Annotated in this window: 14 protein-coding genes; 8 read left to right on the top strand and 6 right to left on the bottom strand. The window is 69.7% G+C overall.

Going from position 1 to position 14,541, the window contains the following annotated elements; genetic code table 11:
• Positions 1-25 precede the first annotated feature (25 nt).
• On the bottom strand, positions 26-649 hold the full coding sequence (locus DK412_RS01985; protein WP_245447384.1) for a transglycosylase domain-containing protein: 624 nt from the start codon (positions 647-649) through the stop codon (positions 26-28).
• Here DK412_RS01985 and DK412_RS31310 point away from each other — a divergent pair.
• The 4 genes from DK412_RS31310 to DK412_RS01970 all read left to right on the top strand — a co-directional run bounded on the left by DK412_RS31310 (position 648) and on the right by DK412_RS01970 (position 3,821).
• A complete protein-coding gene (locus DK412_RS31310; RefSeq protein WP_280953969.1) occupies positions 648-782 on the top strand; it encodes a hypothetical protein in 135 nt (44 codons plus the stop codon). The two genes, DK412_RS01985 and DK412_RS31310, sit on opposite strands and share 2 nt — an antisense overlap.
• Positions 783-879: 97 nt before the next feature.
• Positions 880-1,821, top strand: a complete 942-nt coding sequence (locus DK412_RS01980) for a polyprenyl synthetase family protein (RefSeq protein WP_109970572.1) — start codon at positions 880-882, stop codon at positions 1,819-1,821.
• Between the two features lie 64 nt (positions 1,822-1,885).
• Positions 1,886-2,992, top strand: coding sequence for a 3-isopropylmalate dehydrogenase (leuB, locus tag DK412_RS01975; protein ID WP_109970571.1), 1,107 nt, complete (start codon positions 1,886-1,888; stop codon positions 2,990-2,992).
• A 250-nt stretch (positions 2,993-3,242) separates the two neighbouring features.
• Positions 3,243-3,821 (top strand): TIGR00730 family Rossman fold protein, encoded by a 579-nt coding sequence (locus tag DK412_RS01970; protein WP_109970570.1) that lies wholly within the window; start codon positions 3,243-3,245, stop codon positions 3,819-3,821.
• Positions 3,822-4,112: 291 nt separating this feature from the next.
• Here the strand turns inward: DK412_RS01970 and DK412_RS01965 are convergent, their stop codons facing one another.
• The gene (locus tag DK412_RS01965) at positions 4,113-4,526 is read right to left on the bottom strand and encodes a hypothetical protein (RefSeq protein ID WP_093570546.1); all 414 of its coding nucleotides are present in this window, start codon (positions 4,524-4,526) and stop codon (positions 4,113-4,115) included.
• Between the two features lie 97 nt (positions 4,527-4,623).
• Positions 4,624-5,514: a hypothetical protein gene (locus tag DK412_RS01960; protein ID WP_109970569.1), complete on the bottom strand. Its 891-nt coding sequence runs from the start codon at positions 5,512-5,514 to the stop codon at positions 4,624-4,626.
• A gap of 431 nt (positions 5,515-5,945) precedes the next feature.
• Between DK412_RS01960 and DK412_RS01955 the strand changes: the two genes are divergently transcribed.
• Together DK412_RS01955 and DK412_RS01950 are read left to right on the top strand one after the other, a co-directional pair.
• Positions 5,946-6,980: an aspartate-semialdehyde dehydrogenase gene (locus DK412_RS01955; protein ID WP_109970568.1), complete on the top strand. Its 1,035-nt coding sequence runs from the start codon at positions 5,946-5,948 to the stop codon at positions 6,978-6,980.
• A 103-nt stretch (positions 6,981-7,083) separates the two neighbouring features.
• Entirely contained in the window at positions 7,084-8,613 is a 1,530-nt protein-coding gene (locus tag DK412_RS01950; protein ID WP_109970567.1) for an aldehyde dehydrogenase family protein, read from the top strand.
• A 52-nt stretch (positions 8,614-8,665) separates the two neighbouring features.
• On the opposite strand, the gene DK412_RS01945 is transcribed toward DK412_RS01950, so the two are convergent.
• From DK412_RS01945 to DK412_RS01940, 3 genes are all read right to left on the bottom strand, one after another.
• On the bottom strand, positions 8,666-9,406 hold the full coding sequence (locus DK412_RS01945) for a hypothetical protein (RefSeq protein ID WP_109970566.1): 741 nt from the start codon (positions 9,404-9,406) through the stop codon (positions 8,666-8,668).
• Positions 9,333-9,983, bottom strand: coding sequence for a hypothetical protein (locus DK412_RS29915; protein WP_162596071.1), 651 nt, complete (start codon positions 9,981-9,983; stop codon positions 9,333-9,335). The genes DK412_RS01945 and DK412_RS29915 overlap by 74 nt, the downstream gene beginning before the upstream one ends.
• Positions 9,984-10,134: 151 nt before the next feature.
• On the bottom strand, positions 10,135-11,304 hold the full coding sequence (locus DK412_RS01940) for a M20 aminoacylase family protein (RefSeq protein WP_109970565.1): 1,170 nt from the start codon (positions 11,302-11,304) through the stop codon (positions 10,135-10,137).
• A gap of 289 nt (positions 11,305-11,593) precedes the next feature.
• Here DK412_RS01940 and DK412_RS01935 point away from each other — a divergent pair, with 289 nt between their 5' ends.
• Both DK412_RS01935 and DK412_RS01930 read left to right on the top strand, forming a co-directional pair.
• Entirely contained in the window at positions 11,594-13,201 is a 1,608-nt protein-coding gene (locus DK412_RS01935; protein ID WP_109970564.1) for an ABC transporter substrate-binding protein, read from the top strand.
• Positions 13,202-13,551: 350 nt separating this feature from the next.
• Positions 13,552-14,532, top strand: a complete 981-nt coding sequence (locus DK412_RS01930) for an ABC transporter permease (protein WP_109970563.1) — start codon at positions 13,552-13,554, stop codon at positions 14,530-14,532.
• Positions 14,533-14,541 lie beyond the last annotated feature (9 nt).

Raw genomic sequence — 14,541 nt, 5'->3', positions numbered from 1 at the left:
GCGCGGGCCGGTCTGGTTCGCCGGCTCACGGCCGCACGCACTGGCTCAACCCCCCGATGCCGCTCGTCCGCCCCTGGATCCGCCCGGCGAGCGCCCGCAAGGCCCGGGTCGGCCGGCGCGGGTTGCGCAGGATCGGGTTCGGCAGGGCGGCGACCAGCAGGGCCGCCTCGCCCCGGGTGAGGTCGCGGGCCGACTTGCCGAACCAGTGCCGGGCGGCGGCTTCCGCCCCGAAAATCCCCTCCCCCCACTCGGCGACGTTGAGGTAGATCTCCATCGTCCGGCGCTTGCCCCACACCCCATCGGCCATCAGGGCGAGCGGGATCTCCAGGGCTTTCCGCAGATAGGAGCGGCCCGGCCACAGGAAGACGTTCTTCACCGTCTGCATCGTCACCGTCGAGGCGCCGCGGCTCGGGCCGTCCTCGTCGTCGACCACGCTCCACAGGGCGTCCCAGTCGACCCCGTTATGCAGGCACAGGCGCTGATCCTCGGAGGCCACCACCCCCTGGACCAGGGCCGGCGCGATCGCCTCCAGCGGCACGACCTCGCGGGTCACCGGCTGGAGCGTGGCCCAGCGGCCGAGCATCAGGGTTGAGGGCGGGGTCAGCGCGCGATAGACGAGCGCCAGGACCAGGACGAGGACGACCGCCATGACGGGCACCAGAAGCACGGCGCGCAAGAGCCGCCGCCCGCGGGCCCGGACCGGCGGCGCGCTCGCCGGGACCAAGCCCCGCAGCGGCTGCGGCACGCCTCCCTGGCTGTCCGCCGTGACGCGCGGCTCCTGAATTCGCTCCTCCTCTCGGCGTGCCCGTCGGCGAGGCCACCATGACGTCAACGCGGGCCCCGCAGGATACGACGCCGGGCCGTCCCCAGGAAAATACGATGGCCGGCACCACAGGATACCCGCAGGCAGGCGATTTCACGGCGCGGCTCTCGGCCGTGGCCAAGACCGTCGAAGGCTTCCTCGCCGAGCGCCTCGGCGACGCGGTGCAGGCCGGCGAGATCGCCCGGCCACCCCGCCTGATGGAGGCGATGCGCCACGCCGTGCTCAACGGCGGCAAGCGCCTGCGCCCGTTCCTGGCCATCGAGACCGCCCGGATGCTCGGCGGCCCGTTCGAGGGCGCGATGGCCGCCGGCGCCGGGGTCGAGCTGGTGCATTGCTACTCGCTCGTCCACGACGACCTGCCGGCGATGGACGACGACGACCTGCGCCGCGGCCAGCCGACCGTGCACAAGAAGTACGACGAGGCGACCGCGATCCTGGTCGGCGACGCTCTCCAGACCCTCGCCTTCGAGATCGTCGCCGATCCGGCCTGGCAGGCCGACCCGCTGATCCGCTCCGAATTGGTGCTCGGCCTCGCGCGCGCCTCCGGCCTCGGCGGCATGGTCGGCGGCCAGCTCCTCGACCTCGGGGCGGAGGGGCGCTTCGGCCCGGCCAACCTCGACGTCGATGCCACGCTCCAGCTTCAGGCGATGAAGACCGGCGCGATCCTGGCCTTCTCGGTCGATGCCGGCGCGCTCGTCGGCGGCGCCTCGCCCGAAGAGCGCCGGGCGCTCCTCGCGTATGGCCGGGCGCTCGGCCAGGCCTTCCAGGTCGCCGACGACATCCTCGACCGCGAGGCCTCCTCGGAGGCGATGGGCAAGCGCACCGGCAAGGACAAGGATGCCGGCAAGGCGACCCTCGTCGATCGCCTCGGCCTCGACGGGGCGCGGGCCGAATGCGAGCGCCTGGTCGCCGAGTGCGAGACCGCCCTCAAGCCCTGGGGCGAGGCCGCCGCGACGCTCTGCGAGGCCGCCCGCTTCACCGTCGCCCGCAAGTCTTAAACCGCTCCCCGATCTCGGCGGAGGCGCGCCCTCCGCCCATCACTCTTCCGAAGAAGGTCACGCCATGGCCACGTACAAGATCCTGCTCCTGCCCGGCGACGGCATCGGCCCCGAGGTGGCGCGGGAAGTCTCCAAGGTGCTGGGCTGGTTCACCCGCGCCGGCATCGCCCAGTTCGAGACCGAGACCGACCTCGTCGGCGGCGCGGCGATCGACGCCCACGGCGTGCCGCTCTCGGAATCCGCGATGGACCGCGCCAAGGCCGCCGACGCGGTCCTGTTCGGCGCCGTCGGCGGACCGAAATGGGCCGGCGTTCCTTACGCCAAGCGTCCCGAGGCGGGCCTGCTCCGCCTGCGCAAGGATCTGGGCCTGTTCGCCAACCTCCGCCCGGCGATCTGCTACCCGGCGCTCGCCGAAGCCTCGGCGCTCAAGCGCGAGCTGGTCGAGGGTCTCGACATCGTCATCGTGCGCGAGCTCACCGGCGGCGTCTATTTCGGCGAGCCGAAGGAGATCGTGACCCTGGAGGACGGCCAGAAGCGCGCCATCGACACCCAGATCTACACCACCGGCGAGATCGAGCGCATCGCCGCCGTCGCCTTCGACCTCGCCCGCAAGCGCCGCAACAAGGTCGCCTCGGCCGAGAAGCACAACGTCATGAAGACCGGCGTGCTGTGGAAGGAGACGGTGACCAAGCTCCATGCCGAGCAGTATTCCGATGTCGGCCTGGAGCACGTGCTCGCCGACAACTGCGCCATGCAGCTGGTGCGCAACCCGAAGCAGTACGACGTGCTCGTCACCGACAACCTGTTCGGCGACATCCTGTCGGACGTGGCGGCGATGCTGACCGGCTCGCTCGGCATGCTGCCCTCGGCCTCCCTCGGCGCGGTCGAGAACGGCACCCGGCGCGCCCTCTACGAGCCGGTGCACGGCTCGGCCCCGGACATCGCCGGCCAGAACCTCGCCAACCCGATCGCCATGATCGGCTCGCTGGCGATGGCGCTGCGCTACTCGTTCGGCCTGCTGGAGGCCGCCGACCACCTCGAGAGCGCCATCACCCGGACCCTCGCCGGCGGCACACGCACCCGCGACATCGCCAGCCCGGGCACCAACGCGGTCGGCACCACCGAGATGGGCGATGCCATCGTGCGCGAGTTGCAGGCCCTGGCGGGCTGAGGGCCCACCGACGGCTTCAAACGGATTACCCACTCGCGACCTCATCCTGAGGCGCACGCGAAGCGTGCCTCGAAGGAGGGCTCCAGAGATCACCGAGGCTTCTGGAGGCCTCCTTCGAGGCTCGTTTCACTCGCACCTCAGGATGAGGTTGTGGACGGGATGACGATCGATCCCAACTCCGCTCTTTCCCAAGTCTTTCCCAAGTCGGCTCTTCGACTCGTCTCTTCGACAACGGCCAGGGAGAACCACCATGCGCCTGTGCGTGTTCTGCGGCTCCAGCGACGGGGCCCGCCCGCTCTACCGCGAGGCGGCGACCGCGCTCGGGCGCCACTTCGCGGAAAGCGGGATCGAGCTGGTCTATGGCGGCGGCAAGGTCGGGCTGATGGGGGCGGTCGCCGACGGCGCGCTGTCAGCCGGCGGCCGGGTGACGGGGATCATCCCGAAATCCCTCGTCGAGAAGGAGACCGCGCATCTCGGGCTGACCGAACAGCACGTCGTCGCCTCGATGCACGAGCGCAAGGCCATGATGGCCGACCGCGCCGACGGCTTCGTGGCGCTGCCCGGGGGGCTCGGCACCTTCGAGGAGATGTTCGAGGTCTGGACCTGGGGGCAGCTCGGCTATCACGGAAAGCCGCTCGCGGTGTTCAATGCAGGCGGCTTCTACGACGGGCTGCTCGGCTTCCTCGATTCCGTGGTGGCCGAGGGCTTCGTGCGCGCGCCGCACCGGGCGATGCTGATCGTCGGCACCGAGCCGGCGGACCTCGTGGCGCGGATCCGGGCGTATGAGCCGCCGCGGGTGATCAAGTGGGTGAAGGCGGAGGAGCGGTAGGCCTCTCTCCAGGCTCCCCTTTCCGGGCCCGAACGGGCCTGCACGACCGGAGCGTCAGCGGAAGGAGATCCGGGAACCAGCACGAGATTCGCGAAGCGACCGCATGGTTACAGCGGTGCAAAAATAGAGCCGCTTCGCGGCACTTTCTCCCCTGGATCCCGGATCTCCTTCCACTTTGTTTCAGTCGTCCGGGAAAGGGTAGCGCTCAGGACTGCAACGTGGTGCATCACACGTCACAAACGAAACGGGCCCCTCGCGGGGCCCGTCGCACGTCCAGAGGCCGTGATCCGCTCAGTACCCGTAGCGCGCCCGCGACAGCGGCGAGGTCGGGTCGAGGTAGTCGATCGCCGACAGGTCCACCGTGACGGCGCTGCGCCGGGCGCCGATGAACGGGCCGTTGGTGATCGGGTCGGGGAGGATGCCGGCGCCGCCGAAGCGCTCGCGGTTGGCGATGTAGGGCGGCGAGTTCAGGTAGGACGCAGTGATGAAGTGCGGGTTGGTGGCCGGGTTGCCGGTCGCGCCCGAATTCGCCTCGACCACGTTGCCGGCATCGAGCCAGCTGCGCGGGCGCACGCGGATCGCGAGGCCCTGGCCGTCCCGGGAGCTGCGGATGACGTAGCTGTCCTGCGCCTGCGAGGCGGCGGTGCCGGCGCCCAGGGCCGCGAGGGAGAGGAGCCCGGTCAGGGCGAGAGTCTGGAAGCGCATGACGCACCTTTGATGAACATCGCCAGGGTAGCGCCGCACTCGTTAAGAAACGACGCCGTTGTGGAAAGAGACGTGCGAGCGCGGCCGAGGTTCCCGCTCACGGCGAAGCTGGTCGCGAATGCCGCACTCTCGCCGCATTCGTTCGAACCGCCCTGCGGGGCGCCGGCACCGCCGCGGTGGTGGCCGGATCCTCCGGTGGGCAGGCCGCCATCCGGGCTTGCGCCAGCATCGCGGCGACCGGCGGGGCGACGTGCGCCCCCGGCAGGGCGCCGAGCCGGTCGACCGTGCAGGCGACCGCCTGCGGCTCGGGGAGCTGCCCGAGCGGCGCGCACAGCCAGCCCTCGAGCCGCAGGGCGGCGTTGAGACGGAACGCCGTGCAGGCGCGCCGGCTCTCCGCATCGACGAGGGCCGCGTCGACGGTGTCGAGGGCACCGAACCGCGTCGCGAGCTGACCGCGCTCGCCGGTGCGCGCCACCGAGAGGCCGCCGGCTTCCGCGGCCCGACGCGCCAGGGTGACGAACAGGCTCCCCTCCCCGTCCGGCTCCGCCGTCTCGACGGCGACGAGGCGCAGGTACGGCGCCTCCTGCACCGCGAAGGCGCCGGCGGTCAGCGTATCCTCCCGCAGGCCGGCCATCGTCCGGGCACGGCCGGTCGCCTCGCCGAGGCGGTAGCGGTCGGCCGCCACCTCGCTCCAGACCGGCGGAGCCACCGCGGGGGCGGCGTAGCGCGGCACGAAGGCCGCCTGATCAGGCAGCGGCGGGTCGGCGAGGCGCCGCTCGCTCGCGAGCACGCTCAGGAGCGCGATCACTGCCGCGGCGCCGACCGTCCGCCCGGCGACGCGCCGGCACCAGGATCGGCGCGGGGTCGCGCGCGCCAGGGGCCGCGGCACCAGCGGCTCGATCGGGCCAAGATCCTGTAAAAGATCCTTCCTGAGAGCGTGAGCCGCCCGCGCCAGGGCAGCGTCGTCGAAGTCCGGCCTGTGCCGCACGGGGTCGCTCCTCCGGTCGCGCGTGGACGTCGCTCCCGAAAGTCGCATCGCATTTTAGCGACTTCGTTGATCCGCACCGACTTGTCCCCGGGTCCGCCGGGTCAGGGTGAACGAGGCGCTAACGAGTGACGGGACGCGAAATCTGTCGCCGGCAGCCCGATCCGGCCCTTGACAGGGGGAGCACGTTCGGGCTGTTGCTTCCCGCGCTCGCGCACCCCATCTCGGGTGTCGCCTTTTCCGAGGACTGACCGCGCCATGCGGCCTGTGTCGACCACGACGAAACGCAAAGCCACGACGGCGATTACCGCCGCCGGCTGAAGCCTCGCGTCGTCCTCGGATCCCTCCCCGTCCGTGGCGGGCGGAGGCCGGGCTCCTTCAGAGCCCGCCTGAGATCGTCCGGGGAGGGTCAAGTCCGAACTGGAGCGATTGAGATGGGTTACAAGGTTGCCGTCGTCGGAGCCACCGGCAATGTGGGCCGCGAGATGCTCGACATCCTGGCCGAGCGCGCCTTCCCGGCCGACACCGTGGTGGCGCTCGCCTCCCGCCGCAGCCTCGGCCAGGAGGTGTCCTTCGGCGACAAGACCCTGAAGGTCCAGGCCCTCGACCAGTACGACTTCTCCGACACCGACATCTGCCTGATGTCGGCCGGCGGCGAGACCTCGAAGGAGTGGTCGCCCCGCATCGGCCAGCAGGGCTGCGTCGTCATCGATAACTCGTCGGCCTTCCGCTACGATTCCGACGTGCCGCTGATCGTGCCCGAGGTGAATGCCGACGCCGTCGCGGGCTTCACCAAGAAGAACATCATCGCCAACCCGAACTGCTCGACCGCGCAGCTCGTCGTGGCCCTGAAGCCCCTGCACGAGGCCGCCACGATCAAGCGCGTCGTCGTCGCGACCTACCAGTCGGTCTCCGGTGCCGGCAAGGACGCGATGGACGAGCTGTTCAACCAGACCCGCGCGGTGTTCACCGCCGGCGAGGTCAAGGTGCAGAAGTTCACCAAGCGCATCGCCTTCAACGTCATCCCGCACATCGACGTCTTCATGGAGGACGGCTCCACCAAGGAAGAGTGGAAGATGGTGGCCGAGACGAAGAAGATGCTCGACCCCAAGATCAAGCTGACGGCGACCTGCGTGCGCGTGCCGGTGTTCATCGGCCACTCGGAGGCGGTGAACGTCGAGTTCGAGCGCCCGCTCTCGGCGGAGGAAGCGACCCAGATCCTGCGCTCGGCGCCCGGCATCCTGGTCGACGACAAGCGCGAGCCCGGCGGCTACATCACCCCCCACGAGGCGGCGGGCGAGGACGCGACCTACATCTCGCGCATCCGCGAGGACATCACGGTCGAGAACGGCCTGTCGTTCTGGTGCGTGTCGGACAACCTGCGCAAGGGCGCGGCGCTCAACACGGTCCAGATCGCCGAGGTGCTGGTCAACCGCAAGCTGATCTCCCCGAAGCAGAAGGCGGCGTAAGCCAGGCTGTGAAGCGGGATCAAATCCCTTAAGAATTGCGAATCGTGCCCGGCCCGCCTCCCCCGAGGCGGGCCGTCTTTCGTCAGACGCGGAGAAATCGCCCATGGCCCCCACCATCCTGTCCGTCCGCGACGACACCCTGGCGGTGCTGGAGCGCCTCGGCGTCCCGGCCGCGGCCTTCGCGGAGGACGGGCTCCCGGCGCGCTCGCCGATCGACGGCGGCGTGGTGGCGACCTTGCGCCAGACCACGGCCGGGGAGGCCGAGGCGGCGCTGGCGGGCGCGATCCAAGCCTTCCTCGCCTGGCGCCGGGTTCCGGGCCCGCGCCGGGGCGAGCTGGTGCGGCTGCTCGGCGAGGAGCTGCGCGCCCACAAGGACGATCTCGGCCGTCTGGTGACGCTCGAGGCCGGCAAGATCCTGTCGGAGGGCCTCGGCGAGGTCCAGGAGATGATCGACATCTGCGACTTCGCCGTCGGCCTGTCGCGGCAATTGCACGGCCTCACCATCGCCACCGAGCGGCCGGACCACCGGATGATGGAGGTCTGGCACCCGCTCGGGGTGTGCGGCGTCATCACGGCGTTCAACTTCCCCGTGGCGGTGTGGTCCTGGAACGCCGCGCTCGCCCTCGTCTGCGGCGATCCCGTCATCTGGAAGCCGTCGGAAAAAACCTCGCTCACGGCGCTCGCCGTCCACGCGCTGGCCACGAAGGCGATGAAGCGCTTCGGCGCGGACGCCCCCGAGGGCCTGCTCGGGCTCCTGATCGGCGGCCGGGAGCTCGGCGAGCGCCTGGTCGAGGACGAGCGGGTGGCGCTCGTCTCCGCCACCGGCTCGACCGCGATGGGCCGGCAGGTGGCCCCGAAGCTCGCCGCCCGCTTCGCCCGGGCGATCCTGGAGCTCGGCGGCAACAACGCCGCCATCGTGGCGCCCTCCGCCGATCTCGACCTGAGCTTACGCGCCATCGCCTTCGCGGCGATGGGCACCGCCGGCCAGCGCTGCACCACCCTGCGGCGGCTCTTCGTGCACGACTCGGTCTACGACGCGCTCGTCCCGCGGCTGAAGGCGGCCTACGGCTCGGTGCGGATCGGCGACCCGCGCGACCCCGCCACCTTGATCGGCCCGCTGATCGATGGCACGGCCGCCGACGGCATGGCGCGTGCCCTCGACGAGGCCCGCGCCATCGGCGGCACCGTGCATGGCGGCGAGCGCCTGCGCGACATCCGCGGCGAGGCCGCCGCTTACGTCCGCCCGGCCCTCGTCGAGATGCCCGAGCAGGCCGGCCCGATGCGCCGCGAGACCTTCGCGCCGATCCTCTACGTGACGCGCTACGGCGACCTCGACGCGGCCATCGCCGCCCAGAACGCGGTCGCGGCCGGCCTGTCCTCCTCGATCTTCACCCGTGACCTGTCCGAGGCCGAGATCTTCCTGTCGGCGTCCGGCTCCGATTGCGGCATCGCCAACGTCAATATCGGCCCGTCCGGCGCCGAGATCGGCGGCGCCTTCGGCGGCGAGAAGGAGACCGGCGGCGGTCGCGAGGCGGGCTCCGATTCCTGGAAGGCCTACATGCGGCGGGCCACCAACACCATCAATTACGGCAAGACCCTGCCGCTGGCGCAGGGCGTGACGTTCGAGGTGTGATACGAAATCCGGAAGATCACTTCCGGATTTCGTATGAGGCGCCGGCCCGCTCTCACCAGGACGAGAGGGCGGCGCGCTTCCAGGTATTGGGGGCGACACAGGTATAGACGAAGTTGACGTCGTGCGCCCAATCCCCGGGCGCGCACGCGGCCCTGGACGAGGGCGGCGTGGCGAGCGGCGAATTGAGGAAGCCGCTCACGGTCATGCGGTGCAGCTCGGCCTGAAACACGCGCCGTCCCTTCTGTCCGTAGACGAGACCGGTTCCGTCGTCGCTCACGCACCCGTCGAAGCCGTTGAGACAGAGGCTCTGCCCCGGCCGCGCCAGCAGGACGTAGGGGGCGCTGTCGCCCGACGCGTTGAACGCGACGTGGTGATGGCCGCTGATGTTGATGCCGTGATAGGCGCTGGTCGCCGAGATGAAGTCGGAGTCCGAGACGTTGTTGTCACCCTGAAGATAGATGCCATTGTGGACCATGGCATTCTGCGCCGTGTAGCCCACGGGCGACGACGTATCGGGAATCGCCACGTCTCCGGCGAGCTGAGTCGGGCTGACGTAATGGGCGCGATAGAACTTGTCGCCGAGGCGGATGCCGTAGATCGCCGGCACGAATTTCGCGCCCGAAACCCAGTTGACCGAGTTTTTGGCGACCGTGACGCTGCCCTTGTAGGTGTTCGTCGTTCCCCCGCCGGAGTAGATCCAAGCCGTGTTCGGGGCGCCGCTAATCCCGTTGAAGAAGATGCCGGCCGACAGGCAGCCGCCGCCCGGCCCGCAATCCTTGTTGAAGTTGTTCATGTCGTACTCGACGCCCCAGCTTTGGACGTTGCCGGAGCCGGGAGCGATGTGCAGGTCGATGTTGTGCCCCCACGGTTGGAGGCCGCTCGCCGTTCGGGCCGGGACGCTGACGCAGCGAGATGAGCTGGCCGGTGGTGTTGGTCGTATTGAGTTCCGCCGCCGAGACCGCACCACCAACCACATCCGCATTGATGAACATCCCGTTCATCTCGCGCTTGATCGCGCCGTCGGCCTGGAACTGGACCAAGAGCGGAGTGTACCCATTGGATTGCGGGGCCCCGTCGGCGTCCTTCCCGGTGCCGCGCGTCGCGTAGACCTTGCTGCCGATCCCGCTGACGATGAATGTCCCGAAGCAGCTCGGCTGCCAGCTGAGGGTCCCATCGGTGGCGAAGGCGCCGTCGGTGGGTTGGCAGCCGCTGCCGACGGTAAGGCTGCCGCGGGCCGTGATCGGGCCGCCGACGTCGAGCCGTTCAAGATCGAGCCCGCCGCCGCGACCGGCCCCGGAGGCCTCCAGGGCGAGGGCGGGCGGCATCCCGAGCGCGGCGGACAGGGCGAGAATCGGCAGCAAGCGGGGCATCGGGTTCCTCGGGGCTCTCGCGGCGGCGGTCCGCCATGCCCGAGCCATATGAGGCCGCGCGAGCCGGAGGCGAGCGGGGATGCGTCGCGGCGGAGGAAGGCCCCGGTCGGGCGCACCGCCGGACGCGTCCGTCCGACGATGCGCTCCGTCCTCACGCAGCCGGCATCGCCCGCTCGATCACCCGGGCGAACAGCGACACGCCGTAGGGCGCGGCCTCGTCGTTGAAGTCGTAGGCCGGGTGGTGCAGGCCGGCGCCGGGGCCGGTGCCGAGGAAGATGTAGGCGCCGGGGCGCGCGTTCAGCATGTACGAAAAGTCCTCCGCGCCCATCATCGGCTGGACCGCGCGCTCGACCGCACCTTCGCCCGAGACCTCCGCGGCGACGTCGGCCATGAACATCGCCTTCGCCGGATCGTTCGCGGTCACCGGGTAGCCGCGGCCGTAATCGACGGTCGCGGTGGCGCCGAAGGCGGCGGCGACGTTCGAGGCGACTTGCGCGATGCGCGCCTCGCAGGTGTCGCGGACGCTCTCCGACAGGGTGCGCACCGTGCCGTTGAGGATCGCGAATTCCGGGATCACGTTGAAGGCGTCGCCGGCCTTGACCTGCGTGACCGAGATCACGGCCGAAGACACCGGGTCGATCGTGCGTGAGGCGATCGACTGCAGCGCGGTGACGATGTGGGAGGCGACCAGCACCGGGTCGATGCACTCGTGCGGGGCCGCCGCATGGCCGCCCTTGCCGTTGACCGTGATGGTGATCCGGTCGGCCGCCGCCATGATCGCGCCGGGGCGGATCGCGAAGCTGCCGAGCGGCAGACCCGGCTTGTTGTGCAGGCCGTAGACCTCCTGGATGCCGAAGCGCTCCATCAGGCCCTCCTTCAGCATGACGTCGGCGCCGCCGCCGCCCTCTTCCGCCGGCTGGAAGATCACGATCGCCGTGCCGTCGAAGTTGCGGGTCTCGGCGAGGTACTTGGCGGCGCCGAGCAGCATCGCGGTGTGGCCGTCATGGCCGCAGGCGTGCATCGTCCCCGGCACGGTCGAGCGGTGCGGCACGCCGCTCGTCTCCTCGATCGGCAGGGCGTCCATGTCGGCGCGCAGGCCGATGACCTTGCCCGAGCCGGTATTGCGGCCGCGGATCACGCCGACGACGCCTGTCTTGCCCAAGCCCGTCACCACCTCGTCGCAGCCGAAGGCCCGCAGCCGCTCGGCCACCAGGCCGGAGGTGCGGTCGAGGGCGAACAGCAGCTCGGGATGCTGGTGGAAGTCGCGGCGCCAGGCCGTGATCTCGTCGGCGAGGGCGGCGACGCGGTTGATGACGGGCATGTGACAATACGCTCATATCGAGGCGGGAACTTGCGCGCAGGATGCAACAGGCAGACAGCCGTCCGGTCAACTCCTTTCCACGGCTCGCGAATGTCGCGGACCCGCATGGGGCGCATGGCCCGTGGCCGGTTGGCCCGGGACTTGTTAGGGCTGCGCGATCGTCCCGCTCCCCGCCCGCCGTCTGGCGGGACGGGACGGGATGGTGCATCATTTTTCATCATTCCGGCGTCGCCTGTGGCGCCGGAAGGCTCTAGTAAGAGCTTGGTTCCCCCGCGGAGTGTGCCCGTCGATGTCGTTCCTGAAGTCCCGTCCGCTGCTGGCCTGCCTCGCCGCCGCCACCGCCCTCGTGGGCTTGGGCGCTCTGCCGGCCTCGGCCGCCAATACGTTCCGGTTCGCCTTCCAGGGCGACCTCAAGTCCCTCGACCCGTACACCCTGAAAGAGACGTTCACGATCGCGGCGCACGGCGCGGTCTACGAGTCGCTCGTCACCCGCGACAAGGACCTGAAGCTGGTCCCGGGCCTCGCCGAGTCGTGGGAAACCCCGGAGCCGACCCGCTACCGCTTCAAGCTTCGTAAGAACGTCAAGTTTCACGACGGCTCGCCCTTCACCGCCGACGACGTGATCTTCTCCGCCGAGCGCGTGCGGGCGCCGGGCTCGAACTTCCAGACCAACGTGCCGGCGGACGCCACCTTCGTGAAGGTGGACGACCATACCGTCGACATGGTGCTGAAGAACCCCAATCCCATCGCCCTGTACCAGTTCGGCGGCTGGTACATCATGTCGAAGGCCTGGGCCGAGAAGCACGACGCCCTGAAGCCCACCCCGGTCTCGGCCTCGACCCCGAGCTACGCGGCACTCCACGAGAACGGCACCGGCCCGTTCACCATCACCGAGCACCAGCCCGGCGTGCGCACGGTGTTCAAGAAGTTCGACGGCTACTGGGGCAAGGTCGAGTCGAACATCGACGAGGCGATCTTCACCACGATCGGCAACGATGCCACCCGCGTCGCCGCGCTCCTCTCGGGCGAGGTCGACTGGGTCGATCCGGTGCCGCTCCAGGACCAGAGCCGGGTGAGCTCCAGCGCCAACGCGGTCGTGGTCAACGCGCCCGAGCTGCGCACGATCTATCTCGGCATGGACCAGACCAGCGACGAGCTGCGCGGCTCCAACGTCAAGGGCAAGAACCCGTTCAAGGACGTGCGGGTGCGCGAGGCCTTCTTCCGCGCCATCGACGAGGATGCCATCGTCAAGCGCGTCATGCGCGGCCAGGCCACCCCGGCGGCCCTGCTGATCGCCCCGCCGCTCTTCCCGCTGGCGGGTGAGTTCAAGCGCCCGGCCTACGACCCGAACAAGGCCAAGGCGCTGCTCGCCGAGGCCGGCTACCCCAACGGCTTCGAGGTGCCCCTCGACTGCCCGAACGACCGCTACGTCAACGACGAGGCGATCTGCCAGGCCATCACCTCGATGCTCGCCCGGGTCGGCGTCAAGGTGAACCTGATCGCCCAGCCCAAGGCGAAGTACTTCGCCAAGATCCTCAAGCCCGCCTTCGACACCTCGTTCTACATGCTGGGGTGGACGCCGTCGTCGATGGACTCGCACAACATCCTGTACGAGATCGCCGGCTGCCGCACCGACAAGGCCTCGCCGCGCGGCACCACCAACCTCGGGAACTACTGCAACCCGAAGGTCGATGCGCTCGCCGACAAGATCGAGCGCGAGACCGACCAGGAGGCCCGCAACCTGATGATCAAGCAGGCCTACGACATCGTCATGGCGGATTTCGGCTACATCCCGCTTCACCAGCAGGCCCTGGCCTGGGGCGTGTCGAAGAAGGTCAAGCTGGTGCCCCGCGCCGACAACCAGATGATGCTGTACTGGGTGTCGAAGGAGCCGTGAGGCGCTCCTGAAGGTTCGGGCGACCGGGCTGTGCGCATTCACCTCTCCCCGCGGGCGGGGAGAGGGCTGTGTTCCCGTTCAGGGAATGCAGCGAGGCGGCAGCCGAGGGTGAGGGGGTGGTACCGGATGTGGCTCTTCCGGAAACACCCCCTCACCCTCGCCCTTCGGGCTTGCTGCTGACCCGGCAAGGGGTCAGCAGCCCTCTCCCCGCCCGCGGGGAGAGGAGGTCCCGGCGCCATTTTTGTTGATGGGGGAATGCGTTGACCGGCCCACCCACGCCGGATCTCGCGTCCTTCCAGCGAAAACTCCGAGATGTCTCGGACCACACCAGAACCCAAGAAAAACCCCTCATGCTCGCCTTCATTCTCCGCCGCCTGCTGCAATCCGTCGGGGTGCTGCTGGCGGTCGGGCTGATCGCCTTCGCGATGTTCCGCTTCGCCGGCGATCCGGTGAACCAGCTCGTGGCGCCGGACACGCCCTATGCCGAGCGGCTGCAGATCCGCCAGAGCCTCGGCCTCGACGATCCGGTGCTGGTGCAGTTCGCCCGCTACGCCGGGAACGCCGTGCGCGGCCAGTTCGGCAACTCGTACCAGTTCCGCCAGCCGGTCTCGACGCTGCTCGCCGAGCGCATGCCCGCGACGCTCGAACTCGCGCTCTGCGCCACCCTGTTCGCGCTCACCGCCGGCATCCTGATGGGGGTGTACTCGGCGCTGCACCGCCACAGCGCCTTCGCCAAGATCCTCCAGGCGATCTCGCTCGTCGGCGTCTCGCTGCCGACCTTCCTGATCGGCATCCTGCTGATCTTCCTGTTCTCGGTGACGCTCGGCTGGCTTCCGTCCTACGGCCGCGGCGACACGGTGCGGATCGGCTGGTGGACCACCGGCTTCCTGACGGTATCGGGCTGGAAGGCCCTGATCCTGCCCTCGATCACCCTCGGGCTTTTTCAGATGACGCTGATCATGCGCCTCGTCCGGGCCGAGATGCTGGAGGTTCTGCGCACCGACTACATCCGCTTCGCCCGGGCACGCGGCCTCACCACCCGCTCGATCCATTTCGGCCACGCGCTGAAGAACACCCTGGTCCCGGTCATCACGGTCGCGGGCCTCCAGCTCGGCTCGATCATCGCCTTCTCGATCATCACCGAGACGGTCTTTCAGTGGCCCGGCATGGGCCTGCTCTTCGTGCAGGCGGTGCAGAACGTCGACGTGCCGATCATGGCCGCCTACCTGCTGCTCGTCGCCCTCATCTTCGTGTCGATCAACCTCGTGGTCGATCTCCTCTACACCATCGTCGATCCGCGCCTGCGCCTCTCGGTGCGGCGGGCGGCCTGAGGATTGTTC

This window comes from Methylobacterium sp. 17Sr1-1, assembly GCF_003173775.1.
GTDB lineage: Bacteria > Pseudomonadota > Alphaproteobacteria > Rhizobiales > Beijerinckiaceae > Methylobacterium.
Note: the sequence above shows the minus strand (reverse complement) of the source record. Positions and strands in the feature narration are given on the sequence as shown.

Excerpts from the sequence above, each read along its gene's own strand:
- DK412_RS31310 (WP_280953969.1), top strand. The coding sequence starts at position 648 with ATGACGGGCACCAGAAGCACGGCGCGCAAGAGCCGCCGCCCGCGGGCC.
- DK412_RS01985 (WP_245447384.1), bottom strand. The coding sequence starts at position 649 with ATGGCGGTCGTCCTCGTCCTGGTCCTGGCGCTCGTCTATCGCGCGCTG.
- DK412_RS01980 (WP_109970572.1), top strand. The coding sequence starts at position 880 with ATGGCCGGCACCACAGGATACCCGCAGGCAGGCGATTTCACGGCGCGG.
- leuB (WP_109970571.1), top strand. The coding sequence starts at position 1,886 with ATGGCCACGTACAAGATCCTGCTCCTGCCCGGCGACGGCATCGGCCCC.
- DK412_RS01970 (WP_109970570.1), top strand. The coding sequence starts at position 3,243 with ATGCGCCTGTGCGTGTTCTGCGGCTCCAGCGACGGGGCCCGCCCGCTC.
- DK412_RS01965 (WP_093570546.1), bottom strand. The coding sequence starts at position 4,526 with ATGCGCTTCCAGACTCTCGCCCTGACCGGGCTCCTCTCCCTCGCGGCC.
- DK412_RS01955 (WP_109970568.1), top strand. The coding sequence starts at position 5,946 with ATGGGTTACAAGGTTGCCGTCGTCGGAGCCACCGGCAATGTGGGCCGC.
- DK412_RS01950 (WP_109970567.1), top strand. The coding sequence starts at position 7,084 with ATGGCCCCCACCATCCTGTCCGTCCGCGACGACACCCTGGCGGTGCTG.
- DK412_RS01945 (WP_109970566.1), bottom strand. The coding sequence starts at position 9,406 with ATGAACAACTTCAACAAGGATTGCGGGCCGGGCGGCGGCTGCCTGTCG.
- DK412_RS29915 (WP_162596071.1), bottom strand. The coding sequence starts at position 9,983 with ATGCCCCGCTTGCTGCCGATTCTCGCCCTGTCCGCCGCGCTCGGGATG.
- DK412_RS01940 (WP_109970565.1), bottom strand. The coding sequence starts at position 11,304 with ATGCCCGTCATCAACCGCGTCGCCGCCCTCGCCGACGAGATCACGGCC.
- DK412_RS01935 (WP_109970564.1), top strand. The coding sequence starts at position 11,594 with ATGTCGTTCCTGAAGTCCCGTCCGCTGCTGGCCTGCCTCGCCGCCGCC.
- DK412_RS01930 (WP_109970563.1), top strand. The coding sequence starts at position 13,552 with ATGCTCGCCTTCATTCTCCGCCGCCTGCTGCAATCCGTCGGGGTGCTG.